Annotated in this window: 15 protein-coding genes; all 15 read left to right on the forward strand. The window is 39.8% G+C overall.

Going from position 1 to position 15,164, the window contains the following annotated elements:
* The first annotated feature begins 12 nt into the window (after positions 1 to 12).
* The 15 genes from C5749_RS16665 to C5749_RS16735 all read left to right on the forward strand — a co-directional run bounded on the left by C5749_RS16665 (position 13) and on the right by C5749_RS16735 (position 15,160).
* Positions 13 to 1,581: a RagB/SusD family nutrient uptake outer membrane protein gene (locus C5749_RS16665; protein ID WP_105727371.1), complete on the forward strand. Its 1,569-nt coding sequence runs from the start codon at positions 13 to 15 to the stop codon at positions 1,579 to 1,581.
* A gap of 186 nt (positions 1,582 to 1,767) precedes the next feature.
* Positions 1,768 to 2,229 carry a hypothetical protein gene (locus C5749_RS16670; RefSeq protein ID WP_105727372.1) on the forward strand — a complete coding sequence of 154 codons (462 nt, stop codon included), beginning with the start codon at positions 1,768 to 1,770 and terminating at the stop codon, positions 2,227 to 2,229.
* Positions 2,230 to 2,286: 57 nt separating this feature from the next.
* Positions 2,287 to 2,838 carry a helix-turn-helix domain-containing protein gene (locus C5749_RS16675; protein WP_181151496.1) on the forward strand — a complete coding sequence of 184 codons (552 nt, stop codon included), beginning with the start codon at positions 2,287 to 2,289 and terminating at the stop codon, positions 2,836 to 2,838.
* Positions 2,835 to 4,217 (forward strand): nucleotide sugar dehydrogenase, encoded by a 1,383-nt coding sequence (locus tag C5749_RS16680; RefSeq protein ID WP_105727373.1) that lies wholly within the window; start codon positions 2,835 to 2,837, stop codon positions 4,215 to 4,217. Before C5749_RS16675 ends, C5749_RS16680 begins: the two co-directional genes overlap by 4 nt.
* 85 nt (positions 4,218 to 4,302) lie before the next feature.
* A complete protein-coding gene (locus C5749_RS16685; RefSeq protein ID WP_105727374.1) occupies positions 4,303 to 4,779 on the forward strand; it encodes an adenylyltransferase/cytidyltransferase family protein in 477 nt (158 codons plus the stop codon).
* A 49-nt stretch (positions 4,780 to 4,828) separates the two neighbouring features.
* Positions 4,829 to 6,115, forward strand: coding sequence for a nucleotide sugar dehydrogenase (locus tag C5749_RS16690; RefSeq protein ID WP_105727375.1), 1,287 nt, complete (start codon positions 4,829 to 4,831; stop codon positions 6,113 to 6,115).
* 3 nt (positions 6,116 to 6,118) lie between these two features.
* Positions 6,119 to 7,306, forward strand: a complete 1,188-nt coding sequence (locus C5749_RS16695) for a UDP-N-acetylglucosamine 4,6-dehydratase (protein WP_105727376.1) — start codon at positions 6,119 to 6,121, stop codon at positions 7,304 to 7,306.
* Positions 7,307 to 7,309: 3 nt separating this feature from the next.
* The gene (locus tag C5749_RS16700) at positions 7,310 to 8,452 is read left to right on the forward strand and encodes a LegC family aminotransferase (protein WP_105727377.1); all 1,143 of its coding nucleotides are present in this window, start codon (positions 7,310 to 7,312) and stop codon (positions 8,450 to 8,452) included.
* The gene (locus tag C5749_RS16705) at positions 8,442 to 9,065 is read left to right on the forward strand and encodes an acetyltransferase (protein ID WP_181151497.1); all 624 of its coding nucleotides are present in this window, start codon (positions 8,442 to 8,444) and stop codon (positions 9,063 to 9,065) included. The genes C5749_RS16700 and C5749_RS16705 overlap by 11 nt, the downstream gene beginning before the upstream one ends.
* Positions 9,062 to 10,075, forward strand: coding sequence for an N-acetylneuraminate synthase (gene neuB, locus C5749_RS16710; protein WP_105727379.1), 1,014 nt, complete (start codon positions 9,062 to 9,064; stop codon positions 10,073 to 10,075). Before C5749_RS16705 ends, neuB begins: the two co-directional genes overlap by 4 nt.
* Positions 10,072 to 11,235, forward strand: coding sequence for a UDP-N-acetylglucosamine 2-epimerase (gene neuC / locus C5749_RS16715; protein ID WP_105727380.1), 1,164 nt, complete (start codon positions 10,072 to 10,074; stop codon positions 11,233 to 11,235). Before neuB ends, neuC begins: the two co-directional genes overlap by 4 nt.
* Entirely contained in the window at positions 11,235 to 12,284 is a 1,050-nt protein-coding gene (locus C5749_RS16720; RefSeq protein WP_105727381.1) for a nucleotidyltransferase family protein, read from the forward strand. The genes neuC and C5749_RS16720 overlap by 1 nt, the downstream gene beginning before the upstream one ends.
* A 162-nt stretch (positions 12,285 to 12,446) precedes the next feature.
* Positions 12,447 to 13,139, forward strand: a complete 693-nt coding sequence (locus tag C5749_RS16725; protein ID WP_105727382.1) for an acylneuraminate cytidylyltransferase family protein — start codon at positions 12,447 to 12,449, stop codon at positions 13,137 to 13,139.
* Complete coding sequence (locus C5749_RS16730) at positions 13,126 to 14,148, forward strand: hypothetical protein (protein ID WP_105727383.1); 1,023 nt, start codon at positions 13,126 to 13,128, stop codon at positions 14,146 to 14,148. Before C5749_RS16725 ends, C5749_RS16730 begins: the two co-directional genes overlap by 14 nt.
* Positions 14,141 to 15,160 carry a glycosyltransferase family 52 gene (locus tag C5749_RS16735; protein WP_105727384.1) on the forward strand — a complete coding sequence of 340 codons (1,020 nt, stop codon included), beginning with the start codon at positions 14,141 to 14,143 and terminating at the stop codon, positions 15,158 to 15,160. The genes C5749_RS16730 and C5749_RS16735 overlap by 8 nt, the downstream gene beginning before the upstream one ends.
* Positions 15,161 to 15,164 lie beyond the last annotated feature (4 nt).

Genomic DNA, 15,164 nt, shown 5'->3' on the forward strand with positions numbered 1-15,164 from the left:
AAAAAAAGCAAGATGAACTTGAAATTCCATACATATATTGCACTTGCCATCATCGGTCTGGGAATAAGCACCCAGTCGTGCAACAAATCATTCACCGACCTGACACCGGAAGGTTCGACGACAGAAGCCAACTATTGGAAAAGCGAAACCGATGCTATATATGCCGCCAACGGTCTATATGAACATTTCAGCGACAACAATATGTTCGGACGAGGACTGTTCTGGTTTGTAAACGCCTCGGACGACATGGTGACCGGACGTACAGACGCCGGTTCAGCTGCTGTCCGCAATTTCACCGCTGATGGAACTGAGAGCCGTATTAACAGCATGTACAAAAAATTCTATCAGATCATCCAACGTGCCAATACCATCCTTACTAAGGTGCCTTCTATGGAAATTGGCGAAGAAATCAAGAACCGCGTACTCGGGGAGGCCTATTTTATGCGGGGCTATGCCTACTTTTATCTGGCGCAGTACTACGGCGACCACCGGGCGGGTATCCCGATCGTCACGGAAGAAAACATGGAAGAGTTGTTTTTTGAACGGCCGGCACACGTGCAGGAAAATCTAGCGCAGGCCCAGGCAGATTTATTACAGGCTGTTGAACTGTTGCCCCTACTCACTACCTACAGCGCAGCAGATCTAGGACGGGCGCATAAAGATGCCGCTTATGCTTATTTGGCCAAAACCAATCTCCAGTGGGCGCGTTATGATGAAAGCAAATGGGCAGAGGTGGTTAAATATTGCGATATGGTAACCAATTCGGGCTCAGGGCGCGCGCTGATCGATACAGACAAGCCAGAAGTCGATTTCGAAAGTGTATTCTATATCGAAAACAACTATTCTTCCGAATATATCTTCTCCGTCGTGTCGAACAGAACCCGTGGATCAATCTTGCCGGCCGTCCTGTTTGAGAATACCGGGTATGGTCTGTATAACGGCTGGGGTTATTTCCACCCTACTGTGGAGTTGTATAATTCATTTGAAGACGGAGATCCCCGGCGGGCAGCCACCATCCTAGAATTTGGCGATACCTACACCCTATTCGGAACGGAGCGGAAATACTATTCGGCCAACTCACAGACCGGTTTTCAGTTCAATAAATACATGCATCCGTTCCGGTTCCCTGCCAGCGAGCACCTGAACCCGAACGGAGACTATCCCACTTCAGACCTGAATATCCCATTGGTGCGCTATGCAGATATTTTACTGATGAAAGCGGAAGCGCTGATCCAGCAAGGCATGAACGGCGATGCCGAAATCAACAAGGTGCGGGATAGGGCCGGTTTAGACCCGATTTCAGGAGCCAGTATGGTCGATTTGAAAAAGGAACGTCGTTCCGAGTTTGCCGGCGAGTATACCGATCGACATTCAGATCTGGTCCGCTGGGGCGATGCCGAAGCTACCTACGCTAAACCTGCAACGGGCAGGCAACATAGCAATAGAAACGATCCGGAGTCAGCCTACGAGCTCATCGAGGTCTGGCCGGCACGTGCGTTCAATCCAAGCATCCATCATGTGTGGCCAATCCCACCACAAGACCTGAGCAATGCCAAAATTCCACAAAACGAAGGCTGGTAGATCTTGCTTTTCTCGTTGAAGACGTATAGGGGGCTCCTGTACGTCTTCTTTGTTTTTAATATACGCTAGGGGAAAGCTGCACGTAAGGTGCTGTTTAAACTTATTGTTAATTCTGTTTTTGGGTCCGTTCTTTATCAGATATTTGTCGTTATTTTGTTGTAATATATTGGTTACAAGAATGATACTATGGGCTCCTTAATCTATCCAGTGCTCGCAGTGCTCGCGCTGCTGCTGATTTTCTTACTCCTCGTCAACGAGAGACGAAAATATCAACGCTACAAACGCCTCATGGAAATGGATGTCACGGTGCAATTTCAGGAATCGAAGAATTCTCATGATCAAATGCGCCACGGCAGCGTTATGATCAACCTGCATGAGACCGCAGATCAAATTAAAAGCATCGTTATTAAAGACGTTTATTTTAGCCACGGTGCTTTCTATGTACCTGTGTTTGATCAATTATACTTTAAAGGCAACAGCGACAATAGCCAACTTCTCTCGGCACGTTTTCGGATCAGCCGTAACAACCTACACCGATTGGAGGGAAAGCAGGTCCACATCATGCTAAAAGGATCGGTAACGGATAAAGAAAATGAGGCCAAGGCGTTTAAAGCGCGTGTTCCGTATGTTACCGAGTTAACAAAATAATAACTTGGATTTTAGAAATCTATCGAGTACCTTTGTTGCTCAATCTATTTCAAGTCTATGTTAGGTGCGTTGATCACTTCCAAAACAAGATTAAAACTACTGATCAAATTTTTTGTATCGGCAGGGAATACCGGCTATCTGCGTGGTATCGCTGAAGAATTCGACGAATCCACCAACGCCATCCGCAAAGAGCTCAATCAATTAACAGAAGCAGGCTTTTTGGAGCGGAAGCAAGAGCAGAAGAAAGTACTGTACCAAGCCAACACCCAACACCCCCTGTTCAATCCTGTTCAACGTTTAGTGCATTCCTTTTTAGGAGTCGACAAAGTAGTTGATCAAGTCATGGAGCGGGCGGGCGACGTGCATGAAGTTATGCTCGTGGGTGCATACGCCAAAGGACAGGAGTCTGATCAGTTAGATGCTGTTGTGCTGGGAGAAGACCTAGACAAAGACTATTTACGCAATGTAGCGGCGAAAACAGAAAAATTGATCAATAAAAAAATTGGGTTGCAGTTCGAGAAGCCCAGTAGCGGGAGTTACATTGTAGTGTACCGCAAGGAACGTGTGTCGGATAAGCAAATGAGCGCTCAACATACAGATAACAGATGAAGCAAATTAAAAAAATAACCTGTATCGGAGCAGGCTACGTAGGTGGGCCGACCATGTCTGTTATTGCCCAAAAGAATCCTCATATACAAGTAACAGTGGTCGATATCAACCAAGCGCGCATAGCGGCATGGAATGAGGAAGATTTATCGAAGCTTCCGATTTACGAAAAAGGACTGGATGCGGTCGTTGCCGAAGCACGCGGTCGTAATTTGTTTTTCGATACCGATGTTGACAAGGCGATTGAAGAGGCAGATATGATCTTTATATCCGTCAATACGCCAACCAAGACGTATGGAAAAGGTAAAGGACAGGCGGCCGATTTAAAATTTATTGAACTCTGTGCCCGTCAAATTGCTGAAGTCGCGAAAGATGATAAAATAGTTGTCGAAAAATCGACGCTTCCCGTGCGTACGGCAGAAACACTAAAAAGTATTTTAGATAATACCAGTAGTGGAGTGAACTTTCATGTTCTCTCCAATCCAGAGTTTCTGGCAGAAGGAACAGCTATTGCGGATCTACATAACCCAGATCGGGTGTTAATTGGAGGTGAAAATACCGAAGCCATTAATGCACTGGTGGGGATATATGCCAGCTGGGTACCAAACGAGCGAATTCTAACAACAAATCTATGGTCGTCGGAATTGTCGAAACTAGTGGCCAATGCCTTTCTTGCACAGCGTGTTTCTTCGATCAACGCCGTTTCTGAGCTTTGCGAAGCAACCGGAGCTAACGTAGATGAAGTCGCAAAAGCTGTAGGTATGGATTCCCGTATTGGGCCAAAGTTCCTAAAAGCTTCGGTCGGTTTTGGAGGTTCGTGTTTCCAAAAAGACATTCTGAACCTAGTGTATATTGCACGTTCTTATAACCTGCACGCCGTAGCCGATTACTGGGAACAAGTTATTATCATGAACGACCATCAGAAAACCCGATTTGCCGAGAAAATTATACAGACGATGTATAATACCGTAAATGGTAAACAAATTGCTTTTTTGGGCTGGGCATTTAAAAAAGACACCAATGATACACGGGAATCCGCTGCTATATACGTTGCCGACCACCTACTGGATGAGGAAGCACAGGTTGTTGTCTATGATCCGAAAGTGTCCGCAGCGCAGGTATATAAAGATTTAGATGCGCTCGGTACGCGCGCACCAGAGGCAAATCGACGCTTGGTGAAAGTGGTCGATAACGCTTATGAAGCTATGGATGGTGCGCATGCTATTGCCGTCCTGACCGAATGGGAAGCATTTAAAACGTATGATTGGGCACAAATTAAAGAAGGGATGAAAAAGCCCGCTTTCGTTTTTGACGGTCGGAAATTGCTGGATAGAAAACAGTTGGAAGAATTGGGGTTTAAATATTATGCGATAGGGGAATAATTTAGGATACTCTTGGCACTTTTATTGCTCATTGCGGTGCAACGCATACCGATATGGAGCAGTTAAGCATTAAATAGATGATAATATGGAAGAAAAAATAGTTAGAAAAAGAGATGATTATAATCCCGGACCACGTGTCGGCATTACCTTTTCCACTTTTGATTTATTACATGCCGGGCACATCATGATGCTTGCCGAAGCAAAGCGTCAGTGTGATTATCTTATTTGTGGTCTGCAAATGGATCCTACCTTAGACCGTCCAGAAAAAAATGCACCAACACAAACCGTAGTAGAACGTTACATCCAGCTTCGTGGCTGCCAATATGTTGACGAAATCGTGCCATACTCTACCGAACAAGACCTCGAAGACATCCTGCGTTCATTTAAGCTCGATGTCCGTATTGTTGGTGATGAATATAAAGACAAAGATTTTACCGGCAGAAAATTCTGTGAAGAAAAAGGCATCGAGCTGTATTTCAATAGCCGCGATCATCGGTTTTCGAGTTCGGGATTGCGTAAAATCGTATATGATAAAGAAAACGAGAAAAACGGGAAGAAATAAATTAACACGTCAATAGTAAACAATAACAAGAATTAGAAAATAAACATAAATGAAAAAAATAGCCGTCATAGGTCAGGGATATGTAGGCCTACCTTTAGCAATAGAATTTTCGCAATATTTTTCAGTAATTGGGTTTGATATCAATGAAGAACGTGTAAAAGAGCTGAATAGCGGAAAGGACCGTACCTTGGAAGCTGACCTAGAAAAACTTAATAAGGGAATCCAGCTAGCGGTTGATACAAATTTTGAAAAAGGGTATGCAGCTTCATGTTCCTTGGAAGAATTAAAAACGGCTACGATTTATATTGTTACGGTACCTACACCAATTGACCGTTACAACGCTCCTGATTTGACACCTTTGTTAAAAGCTTCTGAAATGTTGGGTAAAGTCATCAAAGAAGGTGATATCGTTGTCTATGAATCTACAGTTTATCCAGGTTGTACGGAAGAAGACTGTGTGCCTATTCTTGAAAAGTATTCAGGTTTGACATTTAATAAGGACTTTTTTGTCGGTTATTCGCCTGAACGCATTGTGCCGGGTGATAAAGTCAATACCCTAACCACGATCAAAAAAGTAACTTCTGGTTCGACACCGGATATCGCAGAAGAGATTGATCAACTGTATAAAACGATTATTAAAGCGGGGACGCATAAAACCCCTAATATCAAGGTCGCGGAAGCTTCTAAAGCTATTGAAAATGCCCAACGTGATGTTAATATCTCCTTTGTCAACGAGCTAGCGTTGATTTTTGATCGGATCGGAATCGATACAAACGATGTGTTGGAGGCGGCGGGCACAAAGTTTAATTTCTTGAAATATAAGCCAGGTTTAGTTGGCGGGCATTGTATTTCGGTAGACCCGTATTATTTGGCTCACAAAGCCGTACAATTAGGATATCATCCAAATGTGATTTTGTCCGGTCGCCGGGTAAATGATTCAGTCGCGGAGTTTATCGCTTCTAAGGTGGTAAAGCTTATGATCAAAAAGGATATCAAGGTGAGTGCTGCAAATGCTCTGATTCTTGGAGTCACGTTCAAAGAAAACTGTCCGGATGTTCGTAATACGAAAGTAGTTGATGTGTATCGGGAACTGAAAGAATATGGCGTAGACGTTGATATCTACGATCCTTGGGCAGAGGCGGAAGAAGTGAAGCATGAATATGGGGTAGATATCGTTTCTGCGTTAGAACGAGGAAAAAAGTATGATGCGATCATCGTAGCGGTTTCACACACTGAATTTTTGAGGATGGATTTAAATATTCTGAAGAAAGATGATGCGATTGTGTTTGATATTAAGGCCTGTTTAGACCGGAGCTTGGTAGACGCAAGATTATAAGAAATGGATATATTGAATCTAATAGGCAGAAAGCAAGAGCTGTTTTCTGAAGACATAGAAAAGCACGAGAATGAACTGTGTCGTATTGTTTCATCATCGAGATTCTTGGTTATAGGCGGAGCAGGATCAATAGGCCAAGCAACGTCAAAAGAGATATTTAAAAGGAATCCTAGGAAATTACATGTTGTTGATATTAGTGAAAATAACATGGTAGAGTTAGTTCGAGATATTCGAAGTTCTTTTGGATATATTGATGGCGATTTTCAAACTTTTGCATTGGATATTGGATCTATCGAATACGATGCTTTTTGGGAAGCTGATGGCGAATATGACTATGTACTTAACCTGTCCGCGCTAAAACACGTAAGAAGTGAGAAGGACCCCTATACATTGATGCGGATGATTGATGTCAATGTCTTCAATACTGACAAGACGCTAGAGCAAGCTATCAACAAGGGCATAAAAAAGTACTTTTGCGTCTCGACAGATAAAGCCGCAAATCCAGTGAATATGATGGGCGCTTCGAAGCGTATTATGGAAATGTTTCTAATGCGTAGGAGTAAAGATATTGCCATTTCCACAGCGCGCTTCGCCAATGTGGCATTTTCTGATGGATCCTTACTTCATGGGTTCAATAAGCGTATCGAGAAAAAGCAGCCTATTGTAGCGCCAAATGACATCAAACGCTACTTTGTTATCCCTAAAGAATCCGGGGAGTTATGTTTAATGTCTTGTATTTTTGGTGAGAACCGTGATATCTTCTTTCCAAAACTAAGTGAAGAGTTACATTTAATCACTTTTGCTGAAATTGCAGAGAAATATTTAAAAGAGATAGGGTATGAGCCTTATCTTTGTAAAGATGAGGCAGAGGCTAGAAGGCTAATCCATACTTTGCCGGCAGAAAAGAAATGGCCATGCCTATTTACAACAAGTGATACCACTGGGGAGAAAGATTTTGAAGAGTTTTTCACAGATAAAGAGGTGTTGGATATGGAACGTTTTATGAACCTAGGAGTGATTAAAAATACGCTTAATATAGAAGAAGACAAATTGGCTTTATTTGAAGACAAAATAAGCAGTCTTAGGGCGCAGCGTCGTTGGCAGAAGGAAGAAATTGTTGAACTCTTCTTCAAAATGATACCGGATTTCGGGCACAAAGAAACAGGCAAATATCTTGATGCAAAGATGTAATGTATGAATAATGTAAAACAACTAGTGTCTTTTGTCAGAGACCAATATAAGACAGATGAGTTTATTCCCCTTCACGAACCACGTTTCCGAGGAAACGAAAAAAAATATTTGTTGGAGACGGTAGACTCAACTTTTGTGTCATCGGTGGGAGCTTATGTAGATAAACTCGAATCGATAATGCAAGATATCACAAATACACATAAAGCCATAGCCGTTGTAAACGGAACCTCTTCTTTACAAGTTGCACTGCGCTTAGCGGGCGTTAGTCCGGGAGATGAGGTGATTACTCAAGCGTTGACTTTTGTTGCAACCGCTAATGCTATTGCTTATAATCAAGCAACTCCCGTATTCTTAGATGTTGATTTAGATACGATGGGGTTATCTCCCAAAGCTACTGAATCGTTTCTCGAGGAGCTTGGTGAGCTGCGAGACGATGGTTGCTACAATAAATTAACCGGGAATAAAATAGCGGCGTGTATGCCCATGCACACGTTCGGTTTTCCAGTACACCTTGAAGAGTTATTAACTGTCTGTAACAAATGGAAAATTCCGGTTGTTGAAGATGCCGCAGAATCACTCGGGAGTTTTTACAAAGGCAAGCATACGGGTTCGATAGGCCTGTTAGGCGGCTTTTCTTTTAATGGAAATAAGATCGTTACCAGTGGTGGTGGTGGGATAATCGTTACAAATAATCTGACAATCGGAGCAAAGGCCAAATATTTAACGACCACTGCGAAAAAACCGCACCCGTACGAATTTTTCCACGATGAGCTAGGCTATAATTTTCGAATGCCTAATTTAAATGCGGCTTTAGCATGCGCACAATTAGAACAGTTAGAAGGGTTTTTACAGGCTAAAAGGAATCTCGCTAAAGAATACGCTGATTTTTTTAAGACATCAAATATCAAATTCCGCGAGGAACTTCCCAATACGCGTGCTAACTATTGGTTGATGTGTGTAGAACTGAGTGATAACGCAGAACGAGACGAGTTTTTGAAGATAACCAACGAGAACGGTGTAATGACTCGGCCAATTTGGACATTGATGTACCGCTTGCCGATGTATCAAAAATGTCAACGAGATGCGCAAAAAAATGCGGAGTTTTTAGAAGAAAGGATAGTAAATATACCTAGTAGTGTCAAATAGTGTTGCTATAATCGGTTACTCTGGTCATTCTTACGTTGTTATTGAGGCGGCGCGAATGAACAATATCCATATTTCTGGTTATTGCGAATCGGTCCCTTCGATAAAGAATCCATATGACTTAATATATCTGGGTAACGAAAGAGCGCAAGATTACGACTGGCAGAAAGATATCCGTTATTTCATTGGGATAGGAGACAATACAATTCGCCGTCGGATAACCGAGCATGTTATAGAAAATGGAGGAAGATTTACGAACATCATCCATCCATCGAGTTGGGTGAGTGATACCGTTATTTTTGGAGCGGGTGTATTTGTAAATGCTCATGCTTCCGTTAATGCATTGGCAAGTATTGGAGACCAATGTATATTAAATACAGGAAGTGTCGTGGAGCACGAATGTACAATCGGACGGTTCGCTCATATCGCTCCAGGTGCGGTGCTCGCAGGGAATGTAAGTGTAGGTAATGGCACTTTTATTGGTGCGAATGCTGTGGTTAAGCAAGGCGTCAGGATTGGAGAAAACGCTATCGTGGGAGCTGGTGCTGTAGTAATACAAGATGTTGAAGATGGGCAGGTTGTTTTCGGAAATCCTGCGAAAAGGAAAATAGTATGAGTAAAGTTATTATAATAGCAGAGGCTGGTGTTAATCATAATGGAAGTCTAGAAAACGCATTTAAATTGATCGATGCTGCGGTGGCAGCAGATGTAGATTACATCAAGTTCCAAACTTTCAAAGCAGATAAATTAGTCGCCAAGTCAGCGAAAAAAGCTGATTATCAAATTCAGAGCACTGGAAATTCAGATGGTTCTCAATTGGATATGTTGAAAAAATTGGAGATTTCCCACGAAGACCATGAACGTCTGATTGCATATTGTAAAAAGAAAGGTATAAAGTTTTTTTCGACGGCTTTTGATTTGGACTCTCTACAATATCTGAAAGATATAGGGTTAGATTTAGTAAAGATACCGTCCGGCGAAATTACTAATTTACCTTATTTACGTAAAGCGGCTCAGTTATTTGACAAGGTGATCCTGTCCACAGGGATGTGTACGCTTAAAGATATACAATTGGCGGTAAACGTTTTCAAGAAAGAGGGAATTGACGACAGTCAAATAACGATATTGCATTGTAATACGGAATATCCAACTCCTATGGGAGATGTTAATCTTAAAGCAATGTTGCAGATTGGACAAACGTTTAATACAGAAATAGGTTATTCCGACCACACCCTTGGAATTGAGGTTCCGATCGCTGCGGTTGCGTTGGGCGCACGTATTATAGAGAAACACTTCACCTTAGATAAAACTATGGAAGGTCCTGACCACGCTGCGTCATTGGATCCAGCGGAGCTAAAAGCGATGAGCTCGGCCATTAGAAATATAGAGCTGGCGATTTCAGGTTCCGGTATAAAAGAACCTAGTATGTCCGAAAAAAAGAATATGGACGTAGCAAGGAAAAGTATTGTGGCAAAATGCGCAATTAAAAAAGGCGAAGTTTTTTCGGAAGAAAATCTCACGGTGAAAAGACCTGGTACAGGTATTTCACCTATGCGATGGGATGAGGTGAGAGGAAGTATTGCTATGCAAGATTTCGAAGAAGACGATTTAATTAGTATGCCATGAGAAAAATCTGTGTTGTTACAGCTACGAGAGCTGAATATGGTCTACTAAAACCACTGATGGGATATCTCTTTGAAAGCGAGCGATTCGAGTTACAAACCTTGGTCACAGGTGCTCACCTTTCTCCCGAGTTCGGATTGACGTATAGATTCTTAGAGGAAGACGGATTTCAAATAGATGAGAAAGTTGAAATGCTGCTGTCAGCAGATACGCCAACGGGCATTGTAAAATCGATGGGATTAGGAATGATTGGTTATGCGGAAGCTTTCTCCAGGTTGTCTCCCGACGCTGTCATTATTTTAGGTGATCGATATGAGATGTTGTCTGTCGCCTCCGCAGCTACTATTTTCAATATCCCGATTATTCATTTGCATGGAGGAGAGATTACAGAAGGAGCGTATGACGATGCGATAAGGCATGCGATAAGCAAGCTAAGCGCGTTACACTTCGCCTCGACAGAAGGATATAGAAAGAGGGTAATCCAGATGGGCGAACAACCAGAACAGGTTTATAATGTTGGAGCTATAGGACTTGATAACATATCAGGCGCGTCATTATTTTCCAGAGAGGAGCTCGAAGCCAACTTGGGGATTCGATTTAAAAAGTATAATTATCAAGTTACTTTCCATCCAGAAACGTTATCGGACTTGTCTTCTGAAGAACAATTCCGTGTCTTGTTAGAAGCTGTTGAGGAACAGGCAGACAGTTATTTTATTTTCACGAAGGCAAATGCCGATACAGACGGACGTGTTATCAATCAAATGATCGATGATTATGTGGCTAAAAATCCTGATAAGGCGTCCGCCCATAGTTCCCTTGGTAGTTTACGCTTCTTATCTGTTGTTAATATTTGTGACGCCATAATAGGAAATAGCTCCAGCGGCATAATTGAAGCACCCTCATTGAAAACGCCTACGATTAATATAGGCGATCGTCAGCGTGGGCGGATACAGGCAGAAAGTGTGTTGAATTGTAATGTGGAAAAAGAAGCGATAATGTTTGCTTTCGATAAAGTGAAAGACGCCTCATTCCAGGCATCCATAAGAGAGGTCGTTAATCCGTACGGCGACGGAAACACCGTGGAGAAGATAGGAAGGGTGCTTACAAGCATTGATTTAAATAAGTTGCGAACCAAGAAATTTTACAATATAAGTATATCATAATGAATATTGTTGAAAAGCATACTATAGATCGATCGGAATCTGTACGCGATGCACTAATTAAGCTGGATCAGCTAGCTTCTGATGCTATTTTATTTGTTGTTGACGATCAAAATAAATTGTTAGGGTCGTTGACCGATGGGGATTTACGAAGAGGATTTATTAAAGGACTTGATTTTGATCATGGACTGTTGGATTTTATTCAACCTTGTCCAAAATATATTCTGGACAAGGAATATAGCTTAGATGCATTGGAAACATTGCGGGCGAATAACTTTAAAATTGTTCCTATATTAAACGAGCATGATGTTATCGTAGACATCCTAAATTTTAGGACAAAGTCAACGTTAATACCCGCTGATGCGGTTTTGATGGCTGGAGGAGAAGGCAAAAGACTACGGCCTTTGACGGAAAAAACGCCTAAACCTTTGCTAAAGGTCGGTGAAAAGCCTATAATTGAGTACAATATAGATCGATTACAAAAGGTCGGAATAAAAAATATCAACTTAAGTATTAATTATTTAGGAGACCAGCTGGTAGACTATTTCGGTGACGGCGCTGATAGAAATTTAAATATCAAGTATGTACGGGAGAATAAACCTCTAGGTACAATTGGATCGATTCTTTTAGTAGAAGATTTTGAACATGAGGATGTGATTGTCATGAATAGTGATTTGTTGACGAATATCGATTATGCTGATTTCTTCAAAACATTTAAGAATTCCGACGCTGATATGGCAGTAGCTGCAACCTCTTATCATGTAGATGTTCCTTATGCAGTATTAGAGGTAGACGATCATAATAGTGTTAAATCGCTGAAGGAAAAACCTCGTTACATTTATTATTCGAATGCTGGGATTTATATTTTGAAGCGTGATTTATTGAAGATGATTCCTGAAGATCAATTTTTTGATATTACAGATTTGATGGATCGGGCTATTGAAATGAATTTAAAACTCGTAACTTATCCGATAAATGGCTATTGGTTAGATATTGGAAAGCACGAGGATTTTGAGAAGGCACAAGAGGATATTAAACATATAAAATTATGAAATTAGAAGCGAAGCTAGCACTAGTGATTTTTAATATCTTCGTGTTTTTACTTTGAGAGGAGAATCTTCAAGTAACAATCGATAGAGAGAGAAGAAATTTATTTTATATCATAGTTTCTTCTAGAAATATTCTGAAAAACTTTTTAATAAAAATAAAAAAATATGTTAGCCATTATTCCTGCGAGAGGTGGTTCGAAAGGACTTCCTGGAAAGAATATAAGACCCTTATGTGGGAAACCTCTTATTGCTTATACTATTGAAGCTGCGGCAAAAAGTAAGTATATAACAGATGTTTTTGTATCGACCGATTCGCAGGAAATAGCAGAAATCGCAACCGAATGGGGGGGATGGGTTCCGGAATTGAGACCTAACAGGCTTGCAAGCGATACCGCTAAATCTATAGATGTTATAATTTATACTATCTCGCTTTTAAGTGAGAAATTTGGTAAAAAATATGACAGTGTCGTCATCCTGCAACCCACAAGCCCGTTACGAACTGAATGCCATATTGACGAATCTATAGAACTGTTTCACAGAAAGAGGGCGGATTCAGTTATAAGCTATACGGAGATGGAGCATCCGATTTTTTGGAGTAAATATATAGATGAGGAACTTCGGTTTATTGATGTATTTCATAATAGTATGATGAGTAATAGACAAGAATATAAAAAGACATATTTACCAAATGGAGCAATTTATGTTGTTAGTACAAAACAGATCGAAACTGAAAATTTGTATTCAAAAAAATCCTTTGCGTATGTCATGCCGAGAGGTGCTTCTATTGATATAGATTCGGATATTGATTTTAAATTAGCAGAACTGCTTTTTTTAATGCAAAAAAATGAAAGTTTATAATGTAATCTTTATATTCTATTTTGCTTTTTGCTTTTTATTCCTCAATATATGGGGAATAGACGCTATTGAAGAAAGAATAGACTTTGATTTTTTTGCTGATTCGGAAACCTATATGATGCTTTTTAGGGCTGATTTGAGTTTGTCAGAGCTACGAAATCTAAATTTTAATTTGCTAGGCCCATTATCCGTTTTAAAGCTGTTAAATGGTAACTACTATTTGGTTTTTTTTCTGAACATGTTTGTTTTTTATACTGCATTTAAGAAAATTATATCTAATTACAACATAAATGGAACGAAATTTTTGTGTCTTTTGATTGTATCCCCATTAATGATAGGAAGTGTTATTGGAATTAATAAGGAAATTTTTTCATTTCTAGTTCTGGCTCTTTTATTACAGTATAATAGTACTAGAAAAACTAAATACCTTTTATGGGGGGTATTGTTGTCATTTCTTGTGCGATGGCAGCTTTGTGTTGTATCTATTATTTTTGCTCTTGCTACTATGTCTATTAATCCTTTTCGGAAAAGAAGGTTTCTGACACTGTTTGTTCTAATTGCTTCCATTTCAATAATTTATCCGTTGAATTTGTCCAGTTTTTCTTATGTCGATGATGTTGCTACTCTTGGAGCAGAGAACGCAACCGAAGGATCAGGCCTTTTTTCCGTTCTCATACAGATTCAAAATCAAATTTTTGGATATGTCATAGCGTTTATACCAAAAGCATTGTTTTTATTCGGCGGGTTAATATTTAGATTCAATAAGGTTTTTGATACTTCTGATCTATATAACAATCTGTTTGTATTCTCCCAAAGTCTATTTAATATGTTTCTTTTGTATCATGCTGTGAGAAAAAAGGAATGGCTAAGAAATGATTTTATATACTTTGGATTTATTTACTTAGTGATATTTTGTATCTCTCCAATATTCGCGCCGAGATATTTATTCCCAGTATCCATCTTATTTGCATGCCACTTATCAGAAGTTTCGAAAAAAAAGAATTATGAATAATCTCTTTGTTGTTGCATCGCCATTTCAGACTTTAAGTGCTTTTGAAGCGATAAATCGATTTTCCCAAAGTCACGAGGAAAAATCTTGTATGGTGATTTATTTTGGTGAAAATAGAAATCAAAATGAACAAATAAAAAGTGTGATTGAACTTCTCCATCAAGCCTTTGATGTTGATTATTTATTTATAGAGTATAGAAATTCGTGGGGTTATTTTCTGAGCAAGTTGAAAATTATAAAAAAACTAAGCAAATTGGAAATAAAAAATTTATTCGTAGGACATCTTAGAGAATATTCTAATAGACTATTTATCACTAATATTAATTTTCAAAACCTATATTCGTTGGACGATGGGGCTGCTACTCTGACACTTGATAAGGAAATTAGTTCCAAAAATTATTTTATTGACTGCCACCCTCTTTTCAATATTGGCACCTTGATAAAAAAAATGGTTTGTAGTGGATATGGACTGGCAGATAGAAAAAAGGTTGAAGTTAATTGGTTTTCAATGTTTTCCTTTTCCCCGAAGAACCGGAATGATTTGATTCAGCACTCATTTGAATTATTACAATCTTTTAGAACCAATGTAACTAAGCAAAATGAAGAGATTGTTTATTTTGTAGGAGCCAATCTTGTGAATGCTGGTGTTTTAAAAAGTGTGATTGTTTATCAAGAAATGTTAACTGAGGTTTTCGGCAGTATTAATTCGTCTAAAAGAATTATATACTTGCCTCATCGGTTTGAAGACGTCAGTGAGTTAAGTGAATTATTTAACCAATTTAATATCTCTGTTTTAAAGCTCACAGATATTATAGAGATTTTTTGTGTAAAAAACGGTGTTATTCCTACAGATATTATATCATTTTATTCTACAGCGTTGTTTTCTTTAAAAAAAATTTTTCCAGAAACCAACGTTTCTTATAAAAAGATTCCGATTGAGTATGTTGAGACCCCTTTTAAGAAGGGGGTAGATACAATACAATCCTATTATAATACGTTTTTTAAGAGCATTTAATTAT

This window comes from Sphingobacterium gobiense, assembly GCF_002980575.1.
Lineage (GTDB): Bacteria > Bacteroidota > Bacteroidia > Sphingobacteriales > Sphingobacteriaceae > Sphingobacterium > Sphingobacterium gobiense.